The sequence below is a fragment of the Micrococcaceae bacterium Sec5.7 genome (genome assembly GCA_039636785.1).
In the GTDB taxonomy this organism is placed as follows: domain Bacteria; phylum Actinomycetota; class Actinomycetes; order Actinomycetales; family Micrococcaceae; genus Arthrobacter.
Genome location: CP144169.1, coordinates 2,818,881 through 2,834,471 on the forward strand (window position 1 = coordinate 2,818,881; position 15,591 = coordinate 2,834,471).

Annotated in this window: 17 protein-coding genes and 1 pseudogene; 10 read left to right on the top strand and 8 right to left on the bottom strand. The window is 64.4% G+C overall.

Annotated elements, in window-relative coordinates; all coding sequences use genetic code 11:
- Nucleotides 1-30: 30 nt before the first annotated feature.
- From mshD to V3C33_13430, 3 genes are all read left to right on the top strand, one after another.
- A complete protein-coding gene (gene mshD / locus V3C33_13420) occupies nt 31-1,002 on the top strand; it encodes a mycothiol synthase (GenBank protein ID XAS66488.1) in 972 nt (323 codons plus the stop codon).
- A gap of 117 nt (nt 1,003-1,119) precedes the next feature.
- Nucleotides 1,120-3,369, top strand: coding sequence for an RNA degradosome polyphosphate kinase (locus V3C33_13425; protein ID XAS66489.1), 2,250 nt, complete (start codon nt 1,120-1,122; stop codon nt 3,367-3,369).
- 10 nt (nt 3,370-3,379) lie between these two features.
- Complete coding sequence (locus V3C33_13430; GenBank protein ID XAS66490.1) at nt 3,380-4,348, top strand: NUDIX hydrolase; 969 nt, start codon at nt 3,380-3,382, stop codon at nt 4,346-4,348.
- 841 nt (nt 4,349-5,189) lie between these two features.
- Here V3C33_13430 and V3C33_13435 read toward each other — a convergent pair.
- Complete coding sequence (locus tag V3C33_13435) at nt 5,190-5,363, bottom strand: hypothetical protein (protein ID XAS66491.1); 174 nt, start codon at nt 5,361-5,363, stop codon at nt 5,190-5,192.
- A 50-nt stretch (nt 5,364-5,413) separates the two neighbouring features.
- On the opposite strand from V3C33_13435, the gene V3C33_13440 reads away from it, so the two are divergent.
- The 6 genes from V3C33_13440 to asd all read left to right on the top strand — a co-directional run bounded on the left by V3C33_13440 (nt 5,414) and on the right by asd (nt 9,323).
- Nucleotides 5,414-6,001: a hypothetical protein gene (locus V3C33_13440; GenBank protein XAS66492.1), complete on the top strand. Its 588-nt coding sequence runs from the start codon at nt 5,414-5,416 to the stop codon at nt 5,999-6,001.
- On the top strand, nt 5,998-6,393 hold the full coding sequence (locus V3C33_13445; protein XAS66493.1) for a GntR family transcriptional regulator: 396 nt from the start codon (nt 5,998-6,000) through the stop codon (nt 6,391-6,393). Before V3C33_13440 ends, V3C33_13445 begins: the two co-directional genes overlap by 4 nt.
- A 106-nt stretch (nt 6,394-6,499) precedes the next feature.
- Entirely contained in the window at nt 6,500-7,303 is an 804-nt protein-coding gene (locus V3C33_13450; protein ID XAS66494.1) for a thymidylate synthase, read from the top strand.
- Complete coding sequence (locus V3C33_13455) at nt 7,300-7,902, top strand: dihydrofolate reductase (protein XAS66495.1); 603 nt, start codon at nt 7,300-7,302, stop codon at nt 7,900-7,902. The genes V3C33_13450 and V3C33_13455 overlap by 4 nt, the downstream gene beginning before the upstream one ends.
- Nucleotides 7,903-8,121 (top strand): NF038396 family protein, encoded by a 219-nt coding sequence (locus tag V3C33_13460; GenBank protein ID XAS66496.1) that lies wholly within the window; start codon nt 7,903-7,905, stop codon nt 8,119-8,121.
- Between the two features lie 71 nt (nt 8,122-8,192).
- A complete protein-coding gene (gene asd, locus V3C33_13465) occupies nt 8,193-9,323 on the top strand; it encodes an aspartate-semialdehyde dehydrogenase (protein XAS66497.1) in 1,131 nt (376 codons plus the stop codon).
- 161 nt (nt 9,324-9,484) lie between these two features.
- On the opposite strand, the gene V3C33_13470 is transcribed toward asd, so the two are convergent.
- The 6 genes and pseudogenes from V3C33_13470 to V3C33_13495 all read right to left on the bottom strand — a co-directional run bounded on the left by V3C33_13470 (nt 9,485) and on the right by V3C33_13495 (nt 14,028).
- The gene (locus V3C33_13470; GenBank protein ID XAS66498.1) at nt 9,485-10,591 is read right to left on the bottom strand and encodes a winged helix DNA-binding domain-containing protein; all 1,107 of its coding nucleotides are present in this window, start codon (nt 10,589-10,591) and stop codon (nt 9,485-9,487) included.
- 205 nt (nt 10,592-10,796) lie between these two features.
- Nucleotides 10,797-11,864, bottom strand: a complete 1,068-nt coding sequence (locus V3C33_13475) for a UDP-N-acetylmuramate dehydrogenase (protein XAS66499.1) — start codon at nt 11,862-11,864, stop codon at nt 10,797-10,799.
- Between the two features lie 55 nt (nt 11,865-11,919).
- Nucleotides 11,920-12,832 (bottom strand): annotated as a pseudogene (locus V3C33_13480) (MFS transporter).
- A 14-nt stretch (nt 12,833-12,846) separates the two neighbouring features.
- Nucleotides 12,847-13,299: a MaoC family dehydratase gene (locus V3C33_13485; protein ID XAS66500.1), complete on the bottom strand. Its 453-nt coding sequence runs from the start codon at nt 13,297-13,299 to the stop codon at nt 12,847-12,849.
- 2 nt (nt 13,300-13,301) lie between these two features.
- Complete coding sequence (locus tag V3C33_13490; protein XAS66501.1) at nt 13,302-13,763, bottom strand: MaoC family dehydratase N-terminal domain-containing protein; 462 nt, start codon at nt 13,761-13,763, stop codon at nt 13,302-13,304.
- Between the two features lie 40 nt (nt 13,764-13,803).
- Complete coding sequence (locus tag V3C33_13495; protein ID XAS66502.1) at nt 13,804-14,028, bottom strand: DUF3188 domain-containing protein; 225 nt, start codon at nt 14,026-14,028, stop codon at nt 13,804-13,806.
- Between the two features lie 94 nt (nt 14,029-14,122).
- On the opposite strand from V3C33_13495, the gene V3C33_13500 reads away from it, so the two are divergent.
- A complete protein-coding gene (locus tag V3C33_13500) occupies nt 14,123-14,641 on the top strand; it encodes a hypothetical protein (protein ID XAS66503.1) in 519 nt (172 codons plus the stop codon).
- Here the strand turns inward: V3C33_13500 and V3C33_13505 are convergent.
- Nucleotides 14,638-15,579 carry a DUF2797 domain-containing protein gene (locus V3C33_13505; GenBank protein ID XAS66504.1) on the bottom strand — a complete coding sequence of 314 codons (942 nt, stop codon included), beginning with the start codon at nt 15,577-15,579 and terminating at the stop codon, nt 14,638-14,640. The genes V3C33_13500 and V3C33_13505 overlap by 4 nt on opposite strands.
- Between the last annotated feature and the right edge of the window lie 12 nt (nt 15,580-15,591).

Here is a 15,591-nt window from a genome sequence, read left to right on the forward strand (position 1 = left end):
CAATTCCTGCCGGACGTATAGCCTTGCATCATGAGTTCTGCGCACCCGGAAAACTGGCCCGTACTCGTTGTCAAAGGCGCTGTGGATGAGCAGCTGTTGAAGGATTTCAAAGCCCTCCTGGTTGCCGCCGAGGAGTCAGATGGCAACCCGTCCCTTTCCGAACAGACGCTCGTGACGCTGCGGGCAGCCGACGCCGGTGTCCACTCCCTGCTGACGCTCGCCCTCTATTCGCCGGATGAGAACTCTGATCCGGCCTCCGGCCAGGACCTCGCCGGTTTTGCCGTTGTGGTCCAGGAAGCCGACGGCACCGGGGTCCTGGAAATCGCGGTCCATCCCAGCTACCGCAATCAGGGCGTGGCCGACAGGCTAGTGGGCACCCTGAAGGCCTCGCGCGGGTTTGACGGGCTCAAAGCCTGGTCCCACGGAAACCACGAAGCAGCCGCCGACCTCGCAGCAAGGTATGGCTACGGCCCCGTCCGTGAACTGTGGAAAATGCGGCTCACCTCTGCCGCCGCAGAACTGCCCGACGCCGGCCTGCCGGACGGAGTGGTCCTCCGCACTTTTGTGCCGGGACAGGACGAAGGCGCCTGGCTCGCAGCCAACCGGGCCGCCTTCGCGCATCACCCCGAGCAGGGCGCCATGACATTGGCGGATCTGGAGGCCCGGATGGCAGAAGACTGGTTCGATCCCGCCGGCTTCCTGCTGGCCGAGGACGGCTCGGGGCAGCTGCTCGGGTTCCACTGGACCAAGGTCCACCCGAGGCACGGCAGCCATCCAGCGGTAGGCGAGGTTTACGTTGTGGGAGTGACACCGGCGTCGCAGGGCATGGGTCTGGGGAAAGCACTCACCGTCGCCGGCATCCGGTACCTGCAGCAGTTGGGCCTGCATGCCGTGATGCTCTACACGGATGCGGACAACATACCGGCAGTTTCGCTTTACCGGCAGCTGGGCTTTACCCGGTGGGACGTGGACGTAATGTACGGGCCGTTAGCCAAAGGTTAATCCAGGCACCTGATGTGCGGCCGCGTGCAGGCGGAATCTTGGTATGTGGACAGGCGATTGATTGTAAGGTTGAAGCTAAATCGCGCCAGCTGCACGCGCCTGCACTAAGGAGAGACCATGCAACCGGAATCCGCCGGAACAGCCACGGCTGAAGCCAAGGCAGCGCCTGTGCGCGCCCGCTTCGGCTCCTCCGAAGTTCCTGCCTCGCGCGCCACCCAGGACCGGATCGATATCCCTGAGTTTGCCCCGAACCCGGAGCCCGAAGGCGACATCAGGCCGGACCGGTTCCTGGACCGCGAACTGAGCTGGCTGGCCTTCAACTCCCGCGTCCTGGAATTGGCAGAGGACCACAATCTGCACCTGCTGGAACGCGTCAGCTTCCTCTCAATTTTTGCGTCCAATCTGGACGAGTTCTTCATGGTCCGTGTGGCAGGCCTGAAACGCCGCATCGCCACCGGCCTGGCCGTTCCCTCGCCCGCCGGCCTGAGCCCCGTGGAAGTACTTGAACAGATTGGTGAAGAGGCACACCGGCTCCAGCAGCGCCATGCGCAGGTCTACGCGGAGCAGATCAGGCCCGCCCTGGCGTACGAGCACATCCACCTGATGCACTGGGATGAGCTGGATGATCAGGCCAAGGAGCAGCTCAGCGCCATGTTTGCGGAGAAGGTCTTCCCCATCCTGACGCCGCTGGCTGTGGATCCCGCCCACCCTTTCCCGTACATTTCCGGGCTCTCCCTGAACCTGGCCGTAGTGGTCCGGAACCCCGTGAGCGATAAAGAGCTCTTTGCCCGCGTCAAGGTGCCTGACCAGTTGCCCCGCCTGATCTCCATCGACGGCCCACGTGCGGGTGCGGTTCCGGGCCGTGTGGCACGGTTCATCGCCCTGGAAGAGATCATTGCCGTCCATCTGGACAAACTCTTCGCCGGCATGGAGGTCCTGGAGCACCACACGTTCCGGGTCACCCGCAACGAGGACGTTGAGGTGGAAGAGGACGACGCCGAGAACCTCCTGCAGGCGCTCGAAAAGGAACTGCTGCGGCGCCGCTTCGGGCCGCCCGTCCGTCTTGAGGTCACCAACGACATCAACCCCAACATCCGTGCGCTGCTCATCCGCGAGCTGGGTGTCGAGGAATCCGAGGTCTACTCGGTCCCCGCGCCGCTCGACCTTCGCGGGCTGTCGGTCATTGCCCGAATTGACCGTGCGGACCTGCACTACCCCAAGCACGTGCCGCACACGTCGCGGCACCTCAACGAATCCGAGACCTCAAAGGCCGCCAATGTCTTCGCCGCAATGCGCCGCCGGGACATCCTGCTTCATCACCCCTACGACTCCTTCTCCACCTCGGTCCAGGCGTTCCTGGAACAGGCAGCGGCGGATCCGAAGGTACAGGCCATCAAGCAGACCCTGTACCGCACGTCCGGCGATTCCCCGATAGTGGATGCCCTGATCGATGCCGCCGAAGCGGGCAAGCAGGTTCTGGCGCTGGTGGAGATCAAGGCGCGCTTTGATGAACAGGCCAATATTTCCTGGGCGCGCAAACTCGAGCAGGCCGGCGTGCACGTTGTGTACGGCATTGTGGGACTGAAGACCCACTGCAAGCTCTCCCTCGTGGTCCGCCAGGAAGTGGACGGCCTGCGCCGCTACTGCCACATCGGCACCGGCAACTACCACCCGCGCACCGCCCGCTATTACGAGGACCTTGGTCTGCTCACGGCCAATGAGCAGGTGGGCGAGGACCTGTCCAAGCTCTTCAACCAGCTCTCCGGGTACGCTCCCAAGTCCACCTTCAAGCGTCTGCTGGTTGCGCCGCGTTCGGTCCGCTCGGGACTGATCGACCGGATTGAAACCGAGATCCGCAACGCCCGGGCAGGCATTGCGGCGCGGGTCCAGGTCAAGGTCAACTCCATCGTGGACGAGGCAATCATCGATTCCCTCTACCGGGCGTCCCAGGCGGGGGTAAAGGTGGACGTGATTGTCCGTGGCATCTGCTCGCTGCGTCCGGGAGTTCCCGGGCTGAGTGAGAACATCACCGTCCGCTCCGTACTCGGCCGCTTCCTGGAGCACTCCCGTGTATTCGCCTTTGCCAACGGCGGGGATCCGGTGGTCTACATCGGTTCCGCGGACATGATGCACCGCAACCTTGACCGCCGGGTCGAGGCCCTGGTTCAGCTGGCCAGCGGAGATGACACGAGGTACGTGCTGGACATGCTGCGCCGGTATATGGATCCGGACACGGCGAGCTGGCACCTGGACAACCAGGGCGAATGGGCCCGCCATCACCTGGCGGAGGACGGCACCGACCTTGATGACGTACAGTCGTGGCTGCTCGCATCCCGCTCACGCCAGCGTTCGTCGAGCCGGCGGTAAGGCCACAGCGTTGAAGAGCGATTCACCTATAAGCGACCAGACAGACCATCCGGGCGAGGCCGTAGCCGTCACGGCTGCCGGCGCACTGCCCTGGCGCATCAACAAGGACAAGCTGGAAGTCCTGCTGATCCACCGGCCCCGGTACGATGACTGGTCCTGGCCCAAAGGAAAACTCGACGCCGGCGAAACCATCCCCGAATGCGCCGTCCGTGAGGTTGAGGAAGAGATCGGGCTGACGGCAACTCTTGGGGTCCCGCTCCCGCCCATCCACTACCATGTCCCGGCCGGGCTGAAGGTTGTCCATTACTGGGCTGTGGAAGTCAACGGCAGCACCTTGCGACCTGACGGCAAGGAGGTGGACAGCGTGATGTGGTGCGCGCCGGAGAAGGCGGCCGGGCTGCTCAGCAATCCGTCCGACGTCGCTCCTCTCACGTATCTGGTGGCGGCACACGAGCGCAAGGAACTCCGTACCTGGCCGCTGGTGGTGGTGCGGCATGCAAAGGCCAAGCCCCGGTCGTCCTGGAGCAAGGCCGAAGGCGAACGTCCGCTTGCTGTCACGGGCATCCGGCAGGCGCAGGCCGTGGGGCGGCTGCTTCTGGTGTGGAAGCCGTCAAGGGTGGTCAGCAGCCCATGGCTCCGGTGCGTCGCCACCATTGCACCGTATGCCAAGGCAGTGGACGCGAAAGTGAAACTCGTGGACTCGCTGACGGAGCACCGGCACACCCGCAGTCCCCGCAAGACTGCTGCCGTGGTGGAGTCCCTGTTTGATAAGCAGCGGGCCATTGCGCTGTGCACACATCGTCCGGCGCTGCCGACTGTGCTGGACCAGCTCGCGGGACACATGACTTCGCGCTGGCGCGCCCTGCTGCCCGTCTCGGACCCCTATTTGGCCCCCGGCGAAATCATCGTCTGCCATGTGGCCCACGGCAGCAAGCACAGGATCGTGGCCGTGGAGCAGTTCAAGCCCTTCGACGACTGAGCACGTCCCGTTGCTCTATCACTTTTAGTAGCCATTTGCCGGTTTTAGGGACGAAAAGTGATAGAGCAACGGGAGAACAAGGCTCCTTTGGTTGAGTCAAAGCTCTTTGGGGGAAGCCATGCCGTCTGAATTTCCTTTGCCGCCGATGGTTTTGTTGTGGCCGTTGGCCATTGGAGTAGGCCTGTATCGGCTCCTGCGCTGGGCGGTCTGGGCACCCGGCGGCGGTACCTCGGCGGTCTCGGTGTCACAGCATGCCCTGTGGGTGGGCGTCATCGGCTGGATGGCAAGTTCGCTTCAGACCGCCGGTAACGCGGGTATCATCCCTGTAAATGCCGGGGGTCCTACCCTGCTGACGCCTGGGGCACTCCTTCCTGCGCTTGCCTGGCCCGTCATCGGCTGCCTGGTGGTTCATGCGATCGGCCAGGTCAGCTATCCGGGGCCTAAGCGTCCGCGCCGGCTTGCCACACTCTCTGTCAGGCGGGTGAAAGATTTCCTCCCGCGCCCCCTGGCATGGACTACCGCGGCGATCTTCGCAGCTGCGACCGGTCCCATTGCGTGGGTGGCCACGCTGCCTGGAATCCGTCCAGTGTCATACGGTGCTCTTTCCGACGGGCCCAACAGCAGCACGAGCATTGGCGTCGGCGGCAAATTGAGGCCTTGGATGCCAATGAAAACAGCCTGCTCCGGACCATCGCCATGAACCGCCTATTGCGCACGGTGGCCACTGTTGCCGCTGGACTCGCCGCGATAGCCGGCAACTTCGCCGCCCGCCCGGACCCCACAGCTGGCACGATGTCGTGGACCAATGCAGTTGCCATATGGGCCACAGCTGCAGTTCTGGTTATGTGGTGGTGGCAGCCGCCCCGGCTGCCCAGCGCGCAACCCGGTTCCAGCAAAAAACCGTGGCTGGCAGTCCGGGATCCGCCCACCCAGCTACCAGGCTTTCCGTTTCCAGTGGCGCGGCGTTGGGGCTGGCGGCGGTGGTCCCGGCGATTCCTGGTACCTTTCTGCTCACGGGCGCCATGATTCCGGGAGGCTATGGCCCCGGCGGGCTTCGTCGCATTGATGGCAACGGCGATCCTGCTCGCCATCATCGGCGGGGAGTTGCTGCTCCAACGGAATTACGGCACCGTCGATGCCCATAGTGACTGGCCGAGACAGGCGCTAAGCCCCGCGCTGCTCACCGCAGCCATCATGGCAATCCTCCTGTTGGCGGTTGTACTGATCGTTACAGCCGTCGGCGAATCAGGGCCGGGACAGGAGCCCGGCTGGATTCCGACGACGGTAGCTTCGGCCGTCGTCGGGCTCGTTTCTGTGCCGGCACTCCTCATTGCGAGACTCCGCAGCGGCATCGAGTCAACGATTTCCGGACTGGATGGGGCACTGCAGGCCATCACCATGTACAGGATTGTCCGCACACTTGCGGCCTTCTTCACGGCCCAGGCCGGTGTATTGCTCTCGACTGCCAGCCGGGCGTGGCCACCTGTCCTGGGCATCCCGGAAAATCCGGGGCCACAATCCTGGCAGCCAGCTGTCACGGCAGGAACCCTGATCATTGCAGTGGCGGTAGTGATTGCGGGGATTCCGGTGCGGAACCTGACGGGGAAACCTGCACGCCCGGCAGCTCGAAGTGAAGCGGAACCTGCCAGATGAATGCAGGCATATTTGTTGACCTCCGCTCGGCCACTCCCCCGTACGAACAGATCCGGTCCCAGATCAGCTCATTGATAGCTTTGGGCACACTGGCCGCGGGCGCACGGCTGCCCTCGGTCCGCAGCCTGGCAGCGGACCTGGGGCTCGCGGCGGGAACGGTGGCAAGGGCGTACAAGGAGCTGGAAGCGTCGGGGCTCATTGAATCCCGACGGGGCCGCGGCACGATTGTTTCCCAGCCCGGGACCCCTGGTCCCGGCGGAAGCGCAGCCGGAGGTGCGGTCCCCGCAGTGGTGACCGCTGCCGTCGACCGATTTATCCTTGCAGGACGGGACGCACTGCTCAGTGACGAAACACTGATGGACCTGCTGAGGGGAAGACTGCGGAATCACTGATGGCAAAGTCGGCGCCAAGACGGCGGCCAGCGTGCGGCGCAGAGCATTTTCGCGCGTTATGGCCTCCGTTGGGATTGATATTGCAAGCGGCAAGTAGACTTTAGCCGTGACTATTCCAACGCCTTACGAAGACCTTCTGCGCGATGTCATGGCTCATGGCACGCACAAATCCGACCGTACCGGAACGGGCACCAGCAGTGTGTTCGGACGCCAGCTGCGCTTTGACCTGGGCCAGAGCTTTCCGCTGATCACCACCAAACGCGTTCACTTCAAGTCCGTGGCCGTGGAGTTGCTGTGGTTTCTTCGCGGCGACACGAACGTGAAGTGGATGCAGGAGCAGGGTGTCACCATCTGGAACGAATGGGCAGACGCCGACGGCGAGCTCGGTCCCGTGTACGGCGTCCAGTGGCGAAGCTGGCCCACACCGGACGGCGGCCACATCGACCAGATTGCCGAACTCATAGACAACCTCAAGGCGAACCCCGATTCGCGCCGGCACATCGTTTCCGCGTGGAATGTTTCCGAGCTCAAGGACATGGCGCTTCCGCCCTGCCACGCCTTCTTCCAGTTCTATGTGGCTGACGGCAAGCTCTCCTGCCAGCTTTATCAGCGGTCCGCGGACATGTTCCTGGGTGTGCCTTTCAATATTGCCTCATACGCACTACTGACGTGCATGATCGCCCAGCAGGTGGGACTTGAGCCCGGTGAGTTTGTCTGGACCGGCGGCGACGTCCACATCTACGACAACCACATGGACCAGGTGCTGAAGCAGCTGGACCGCGAGCCGTACGAATACCCGCAGCTCAAGATCACCCGCAGGCCCGAGTCCATCTCCGACTACAACCTGGACGATTTCGAAGTTGTCGGATACCAGCACCACCCCACCATCAAGGCGCCGATAGCAGTATGAGCACCAACGATTCCCCTGAGTCAGCCATTGGCCCGATCCCCCTGATTTTCACGGAGGATGTCGCCGCCACAATGACGGGCATCGGTCTGGTGTGGGCACAGACCACAGCCGGTGTGATCGGCAAGGATGGCGACATGCCGTGGCACCTTCCCGAGGACCTCAAGCACTTCAACAAGCTCACCACCGGCCACCCCGTCATCATGGGCCGCAAAACGTGGTTGTCATTCCCCGAAAAGTACCGGCCCCTGCCCGGACGCACCAATATTGTGATCACGCGTCAGGAAGGCTGGGGACAGACGCCCGAGGCTGAAGGCGCAATGGCCGTTGGCTCCCTGGACGATGCCTTGCTGGAATCGCAGTTCGCGCCGGGCGGACAGAAGGTCTGGATCATCGGCGGCGGCGAGATTTTCAAGCTGTCCATGGACATCGCGGACATCGCCATTGTCACCGTGATCGATTCGGAGGCTGAAGGCGATACCTTTGCCCCCGAGCTGGGCGACGATTGGAAGTCCGGGACCATTGTGCCGCCGGAAGGCTGGATGACCGCCGCCAACGGCACGCAGTATCGGTTCACGATGTGGCGCCGGATGGAGGGCTAGATGCTGAAGAAGCCGGAAACACTCTTTGTCCTGGGCTACATGCTCCTGCCCCTCTTTGCGCTTCTTTCAGCCATTGTGGGTCTCACCATGATTCTGGGCGGCAACAAAATCATGGGCGCGATTGTGCTCGTGGTCATCACGCAGGTATTCGCCTTCGGCGCCGTTTTTGCGCTCCGCAAGCGCAAGGGTGCGCTGCTTGAAGAGCGCGACCCCGGGTAGGAGCCACGTTGGGTACTCCGCAGTGACGTAACCAACAGCGGTGGCCGGCCCCGAAGCCCTAAGCTGTTCTAATGACACATTCAGTTGGCCTCGTCGGTTGGCGTGGCATGGTCGGTTCCGTCCTGATGCAGCGTATGCAGGATGAGGGCGACTTCGCCAACATCAACCCGGTATTTTTCTCCACCTCCAACGCGGGTGGTGCCGCCCCGACGCTTGTTGGTGCTGCAGGGGGTGCAGCCGGCAAGCTCGAGAACGCGTTTGATATCGATACGCTGGCCAAGCTGCCCATTATTGTGACCGCCCAGGGCGGCGGCTACACCAAGCAGGTCCACGGCGAGCTTCGCAGCCGCGGCTGGGACGGTCTCTGGATCGACGCCGCCTCAACCCTGCGCATGAACGACGATTCAATCATCGTGCTCGACCCCATCAACCGCGACGCCATCGACGCCGGCCTGTCCGGCGGCACCAAGGACTTCATCGGCGGCAACTGCACGGTCTCCTGCATGCTTATGGGCCTCGGCGGACTGTTCAAGAACGGCCTCGTTGAATGGGGTACGTCCATGACCTACCAGGCTGCCTCCGGCGGCGGTGCGCGCCACATGCGCGAGCTGCTCAGCCAGTTCGGCACGCTCAACGCCGAGGTCAGCACGGAACTGGACGACCCGGCGTCGGCCATTCTGGAAATCGACCGCAAGGTCCTGGCACACCAGCGAACCGACATGGACGCCAGCCAGTTCGGTGTCCCCCTGGCCGGTTCCCTGATCCCCTGGATCGACGCGGATCTGGGCAACGGGCAGTCCAAGGAAGAGTGGAAGGCCGGGGTGGAGACGAACAAAATCCTGGGGACCTCCGGCGAAGACCACATCATCATGGACGGCCTGTGCATCAGGATCGGCGCCATGCGCTCGCACTCCCAGGCGCTCACCCTCAAGCTCCGTGAAGACCTCTCCGTGGCCGAGATCGAGAACCTCCTGGCCGCAGACAATGAGTGGGCCAAGGTGGTTCCGAACAATAAGGACGACTCCATGGCCGGCCTCACCCCGGTGGCGGCCTCGGGCACCCTGGACATCCCGGTTGGCCGTATACGCAAGCTGGAAATGGGCCCGAAGTACATCAGCGCCTTCACCGTGGGTGACCAGCTCCTTTGGGGTGCTGCCGAGCCGCTCCGCCGCATGCTGAACATCGCCACGGGCACGCTCTAGGGTTCTGCCGCTTACACGGCCCTGCCCCGCTTGAACGGTCCGGACCAAGGCCGCTTATGCGGGCCAGGGCCGTTCTTGCATGCCGGACCTCGCACAAGCAGCTTCCGGATTGGCCGGCACCGCTTCTGCGGGGCACGGCAGCTTGTGCGGAGCAGGCCTGATCAACCGGCGAGAAACCGGGTGTAACGCCCGGCCGCCTTCCGGAAGCCCGCCGCCACAGCCGGTCCCAGCGGCTTCGCCTCGTCGAACGGAACAGGCACGACGGCGGCCGTCCGGCTGGCGCCTTGCCGCGCCCAGGTGCCGATTACGTCCCCTCCGGCCACAATGGTCTTCTTGAACACGCCGTTGTTGCCAGGGACAATCTTCGGGGCGTGCTCCGGCGCCAGCACCAGGCTGCGGTCTGCGTAACCCAGCAGAAACTCGTCGAACCCCGGCAAGGCGAAAACCGTGCGCTGGCCGGGCACGCCGTCGTCGAGCAGTGCCGCAGTCTCCGGCGAAAGCCAGTAGCTGCTTTCGCCGAAAACCAACTCAACGAGCTGGCTCCGGACGTCTTCGAAGACGTCCCGGACCTCGGTCAGCGGAATCTGCGTCCACCAGGAGAAGTCCCGGAGAGTGGCCGGCCCGTGGCTGGCGAAGTACCGCAGCATAAACTCAGCGGTGGCCTCCCGCCGCTCAAACTTGCGTGAAACGGGGATCCATTCGTTGAAGGCAACCATCAGCTGCTGATTCCCGGCCATGGGGCCTTGCACCAGCCACGCGTACTGGCACAGGGAAGCGATCAGGTGGATGCCGCGCTGGTTACGGGTGGCCTGCCCTGCAGCTTCAAAGACATCAAACAGCTCCTGTCTGGTGGCAGCCCCGCCTCCGGAAACCCGTTCCAGGGCGAGATCACGGCATTTTTCGACGTCGGCGTACGAGATGTCGAGTTCGCGGTGCCTCGTGGCCACGCCCCGCATGAGGCGTTCGTTGGTTACGCCCAGCATCCATTGGAGGTCCTCGGGAATCACCAGGTGCAGCGTGCCGCGCATGGGCCATGAGCGGACCACCTGCCCGGAATCAAGTGCAGCCCTGACATCGCTCTGCCCTGCTCCGGGCACCCGCAGGCCAATGGCCCACATCGCCGCCGCGAGATCCTGCGCCTGAGTTGCTGTCATCCACTGGACGGCATCGGGGACGGACGCGAAACCCGGACCCAGCAACCCCTGCGAGGCCAGGCGCAGCCTGCCCATGATTTTCGAAGTGACCCGGATCCCCGCCGCAGTTGCCATGCCACTCATCCTAGAACGAGTGGCGGTCAATTACTGTCCGCAAATGCCAGGCCTGGCAGCCGTTCCTGTCTTGAGCTTGGCAGAACTTGCATGCGGTCGCTGGGCGCGGCCGCCGCCTTGGCCGGTGCGGCACAGTCTCGCCGCGCACGGCAAAAAGCCACGGCTGCCGCGGCAGCGGAACATGACGCCGCCGCGGAAGGTGAGATTAGAGCTCGAGGCCAATAAGCAGCGGTTCCGGCTGCAGCTCAATGCCAAAACGTTCGACGACGCCGCCTCGCACCTCGCGTGCGACCGCCAGCATGTCCGCTGCGGTGGCTGAGCCGCGGTTGGTAATGGCCAGGGTGTGTTTGGTGGACAACGAGGCGCGGCCACCGGACACGCTTCCGGTCTCCAGCCCGAAGCCCTTGCGGAATCCGGCCTGGTCGATAAGCCACGCCGCAGAAAGCTTGACGAGTCCGTCCGTGCCCGCCGGATACTGCGGTGCATCCTCCGGCAGCCCTGCCGCAACCTCGGCGGGGACAATCGGGTTGGTGAAGAAGGAGCCGGTGGAATACGTGTCCCGGTCCGCCGCATCAAGGACCATGCCCTTGGACGCCCGAAGACGCAGGACCTCGCGCCGGACATCGTTGGAGTAGGCGCGCTTACCGAGCTCCACACCAAGCACCCGTGCCAGCTCGGTGTACCGGATGGGCGCGCTCATCCGCCCCAGCGGCAGCTGGAACTCAACGGTCAGCACCACGTAGCGCGGCGAACCGTTGACAGTGGTCTGCTTGAGGACGGAGTCCCTGTACTCGAACTTCAGCTCAGAGCTGGTGAACGTCTGCACGGCGTTGCGCTCCCGGTCCCACGTCCGCACAGCCGCGATGGTCTGGGATACATCGGCGCCGTAGGCCCCCACGTTCTGCACCGGAGTGGCGCCGGCGGCGCCGGGAATGCCGGACAGTGCCTCAATTCCGGACCAGGCGTGCAGCACCGCGTGCTCCACCAACGCGTCCCAGTTGTGGCCCGCCTGGACCACAACGGCCACCCCGCCGCAGGAATCCTCCGCGTTGACCACAAACCCCTCGGAGGCGATCTTCAGCACGGTACCCGGGAAGCCGCCGTCGGCAATCAACAGATTGGATCCGCCGCCGATGATCAGCAGCTGCTCCCCCGCCGAGTCCGCCGTGCGGACGGCATCAATGATCTCAGCCTCCGTCCGGGCCTCGATGTACGTGCCGGCGGGGCCGCCGACGGCAGCCGTGGTCAGGTCGGAAAGCATTGTCTGGGTCACCTGTCCAGCTTAACCGGCATCAAACCTCACCAAAACCCATCATGCAACCGCTCGGTCAGGAGAGCTTCCGTGCCACCGGGGACAGCAGGAAGCTCATCACCAGCATGACCATCACGGCCAGCAGCGAGTGCAGAATCCCCACATTCTCGGCCAGCAGTCCAAGCAGCGGCGGCCCGCAGAGGAATGCACCGTATCCGATGGTGGACACCACGGAAACCCGGGCTGCTGCCTTCTGCGGATCATCGGCTGCCGCGGACATCCCCACCGGAAATCCGAGTGAGGCGCCCAGGCCCCAGATGGCCAACGCCACGAAGGCAATCCACGGGACCGGGGCAACTACGAACAGGCCCAGGCCCAGTACTGCCAGCGCCGCGCACCAGCGCATCACCGGCACCCGGCCGAACCTGTCCAGCACAAGGGTCCCGCCGAATCGTCCGATGGTCATGAACGTGACGAACAGACCATAGCCGGCAGCGCCCGCGGCGTCGGATTGGCCGTGGCCGTCGGCGAGGGCCAAGGCCACCCAGTCCCCCGCGGCGCCTTCGGCCAGAGCCAGGCCAAGCACCAGCAGGCCCAGCAGCGGGGTGCGTTTGTCCCCCCAGGCCTGGGCGACCTTGCGCTTGTTCTCCAGCGGGGCCACCGTCAGCCAGCGGACTGGGCAGCACAGATGTCCCGAACCCGGCCAGGACCAGTCCGCAGCCCACCATGATGCTTCCGATCCGGGTTGTCATTTTCGAGCCGAGCCGCAACACGATCAGCCCGGACGCGGACACCGAGACAAAGGACCCAAGCGTCATTCAGAGCATCAGCAGACCGATGTTCCCTGGCGTCAGACCAAGGCCGTCGCGGATGGCCGGAAGCCGGGAGACCCACGAGGAGAAGGCGATGCCGCTCGCGGCGTACGCGGCCACCACTGCGTTACGCCAGTATGTGACCTCAACGGTCTGGACCGTGCCGTTCCGGCTCAAGTCAGCTTCACGGACTATGCCAGCCTGACCACGGCCTGGGCTTTCATCAGCACCTTCTGGCCGGCGGACACCACGGTGAGGTCAACGCGGGCGGTGCCGGCAGCGGCGTCGAGCGCTCCAATGGCGCCGCTGACCTCGATCACGGCACCGGCATCCGTTGTACCGGTGGTATCTGTCACCGGGACCGGCTTGGTAAAGCGGGTCTGGAAATCAACGACGGCGGCGGGGTCGCCAGCCCAGTCGGTCACCAGCTGGACGGCAGCACCCATGGTGAACATGCCGTGTGCGATCACCCCCGGCAGCTCGACCGCGGTGGCGAAGGCCTCGTTCCAGTGGATCGGGTTGAAGTCACCGGAGGCGCCGGCGTACCTGACCAGGTCCTGGCGGGTGACGCTGATGCTGCTGCTGCCGATGTCCTGGCCGACTGCAAGTTCCGCGAAGGCGGGGCGCGTGGATGTAGGGGTCATGATTACTGTCCCTCTCCGCGGACCAGAATGGAAGATTTTGTGGTGGCTACGCTTTCGCGGTCTGCGCCGTCGGTCACTGCAAAGATTTCCGAGCGGGTGGTGATCATGGCCCCGCCGCCCATGGCGCGGACGCCGTCAACGTGCAGTTCGGCAACAAGCCGGTCCCCCGCAACAATAGGGCGGTGGTGAGTGAACCGCTGGTCGGCGTGGACTACGCGGGTGAAGTCAATTCCGGAGTCCGGATCCTCGATCAGCTGGGCGTCCGCCCGCTGCGCCACAATGATCGCGAAAGTGGGCGGAGCTACCAGATCGCTGTGCCCGAGAGCCTTGGCCGCATCCACGTCAAAGTGGGCGGGGTGAGTGGCTTTGACAGCGCGGGCGAACTCACGGATCTTCTCGCGGCCGACGTCGTACACCTCTGCGGCAGGGTAGCTACGGCCCTGCAGATCCGGATTGATAGTCATGGCCTCAAGCCTATCGCGCGGGGTCGGCATGAAACGCGGCTTACTTTTTGTAGCTCTTCCGGATCTGCTGCCCGCGGACAACCAGGCCCACCACGTGCAGGATGAGGCCCAATCCAATGACCGGAAGGGAAGCCACCATCAGCCCCTGGTTGTGAGTGGTGTTGCCCACCAGATTCAGGATGATGCCGACGGCGATCAGGCCCATCGCGCTGAAGACGAGGACTTTGTAGGACGTGGACGCCGTGGCCCAGAATTCGTTCAGCACCCACCTATTCTAGCGGCGGAAGCAGAAAGCGTCGGAGGGCCGGGATCCCTCCCATGCTGATGACTTGCCGGGGCCGACAGCCTATGCTCAGTCCATGAGAAGCCTCATCAGGTGGCTCGCCGTTGTGGCGGTGCTGACACTGGTGTGCGGTGCTGTGTACGTGACCCTCCAGCAACTGGGACGCCAGTCAGCGAATGACCGGCCCGGGGAACTCGTGGCCTTCGCACTCCAGCACCCGGATGTACTGCCCGGACCGCATCTGGACCTGGCCCAGGACGGGCCGCCCTTCGTGAACGTCTATGCAGCGGACGGAACTCCGCTCAGCGGAACCGGTTTCCTCAACGGCCGGCTGGCCCGGCTCCCCCGAGGGGTGCTCGACGAAGCCCGCACAAACGGCATGGACACGGTGACCTGGCAGCCACAGGAGGGCGTGCGCTATGCGGTGACGGCCCGGTCCGCCGAAGACCGGGTGATCGTGGCGGGGCAATCGCTGAAAGCCACCGAGGTCCGTGCCGGGCAGACCTTGGCTTATCTGGCGGCAGGCTGGCTGGGCTCCGTGCTGGTAGTCGCCGCTGCCTTTCTGTTGACCGGTGCGTGGAGATTCCGGAATTAGAAAAGGGCTTCCTGCACGCCGGGTATCTCCGATGTGAAGTCCCCCAGCTGGATCAGCCGCGCCTTCAGCAGCCCCAGGTTCACCACAAAGCAGAGCTCCGAGCCCGCCAGCATCGCCAGCCCATAGCTCCCGCACAAGGATCCGAGGGCGAACCCGTGGGCGCCGCCGGACAGCCCGAGCCTGTACGCGTGCCTCAATTCCGGCCTGCAGAGATCCGCGGCCTGGGCAGGCCGCACCCACTGTTCGTCAACCGTTTCAAAGCCTTCGACGGCGGCTTGCGCCAGAGTCTCCCTGACCTCGCCGGCGAGGCGCTGGTTGAGCCGGTCGAGTTCAGCACCGGGAAGCGGTCCCGTGAATGAGGCAGCTTTCGCGGCGGAGCGGATTTGCTGGGCGAGGCCGGTTTCACGCGTGACCATGTCCTCCAGGACGCGCACCACACGGCCGTCGTCCGCCGCGGCAACGTATCGGGCAACCACGGCGCCCTGCTCTGCCAGCCGGTTCCACTTCCGAAGGTGCGACGCTGTGCCCACCTTGCTGCTGCCGCTGGCAAATGTGGCCACATAAAGCCAATGCGGCTGCATCAGGTACGACCTCAGCCCGGGCGGGACCCGGCCGCCACGGTGGAAATCGTGGATCAGGCGGGAATCATCCCTGACAAAGCAGCGTTCGCACTGACTGCCTTTGACGGCCGGAGACGTGTCCGGGCAGAGGACATGGTCCCGCTCCGTGGGCGAGAAGACCTTGTGGTGTCCCAGGCAGTATTTGCCTTCAGCGGCCGACCGGAAGCCGAGCCTGGCGCCGGCTCCCAGGTCCAGCTCCCGGAACCCGCCGGAAAGCTGCTGCAGACGCAGAACCGGGCGGCCGCCGTCGTGATTCACGGAAAGCGGCGGCGGACCATCCCAAAAGACCCCGTGCACCAGATAGCGGTAGTCGGTCATGGGGCCCCCTGA

Coding starts and splice junctions, on each gene's coding strand:
- V3C33_13460 (XAS66496.1), top strand. CDS start 7,903: ATGCTGAAGAAGCCGGAAACACTCTTTGTCCTGGGCTACATGCTCCTG.
- V3C33_13470 (XAS66498.1), bottom strand. CDS start 10,591: ATGGCAACTGCGGCGGGGATCCGGGTCACTTCGAAAATCATGGGCAGG.
- V3C33_13425 (XAS66489.1), top strand. CDS start 1,120: ATGCAACCGGAATCCGCCGGAACAGCCACGGCTGAAGCCAAGGCAGCG.
- V3C33_13485 (XAS66500.1), bottom strand. CDS start 13,299: ATGACCCCTACATCCACGCGCCCCGCCTTCGCGGAACTTGCAGTCGGC.
- V3C33_13445 (XAS66493.1), top strand. CDS start 5,998: ATGAATGCAGGCATATTTGTTGACCTCCGCTCGGCCACTCCCCCGTAC.
- V3C33_13500 (XAS66503.1), top strand. CDS start 14,123: ATGAGAAGCCTCATCAGGTGGCTCGCCGTTGTGGCGGTGCTGACACTG.
- asd (XAS66497.1), top strand. CDS start 8,193: ATGACACATTCAGTTGGCCTCGTCGGTTGGCGTGGCATGGTCGGTTCC.
- mshD (XAS66488.1), top strand. CDS start 31: ATGAGTTCTGCGCACCCGGAAAACTGGCCCGTACTCGTTGTCAAAGGC.
- V3C33_13440 (XAS66492.1), top strand. CDS start 5,414: ATGGCAACGGCGATCCTGCTCGCCATCATCGGCGGGGAGTTGCTGCTC.
- V3C33_13505 (XAS66504.1), bottom strand. CDS start 15,579: ATGACCGACTACCGCTATCTGGTGCACGGGGTCTTTTGGGATGGTCCG.
- V3C33_13455 (XAS66495.1), top strand. CDS start 7,300: ATGAGCACCAACGATTCCCCTGAGTCAGCCATTGGCCCGATCCCCCTG.
- V3C33_13490 (XAS66501.1), bottom strand. CDS start 13,763: ATGACTATCAATCCGGATCTGCAGGGCCGTAGCTACCCTGCCGCAGAG.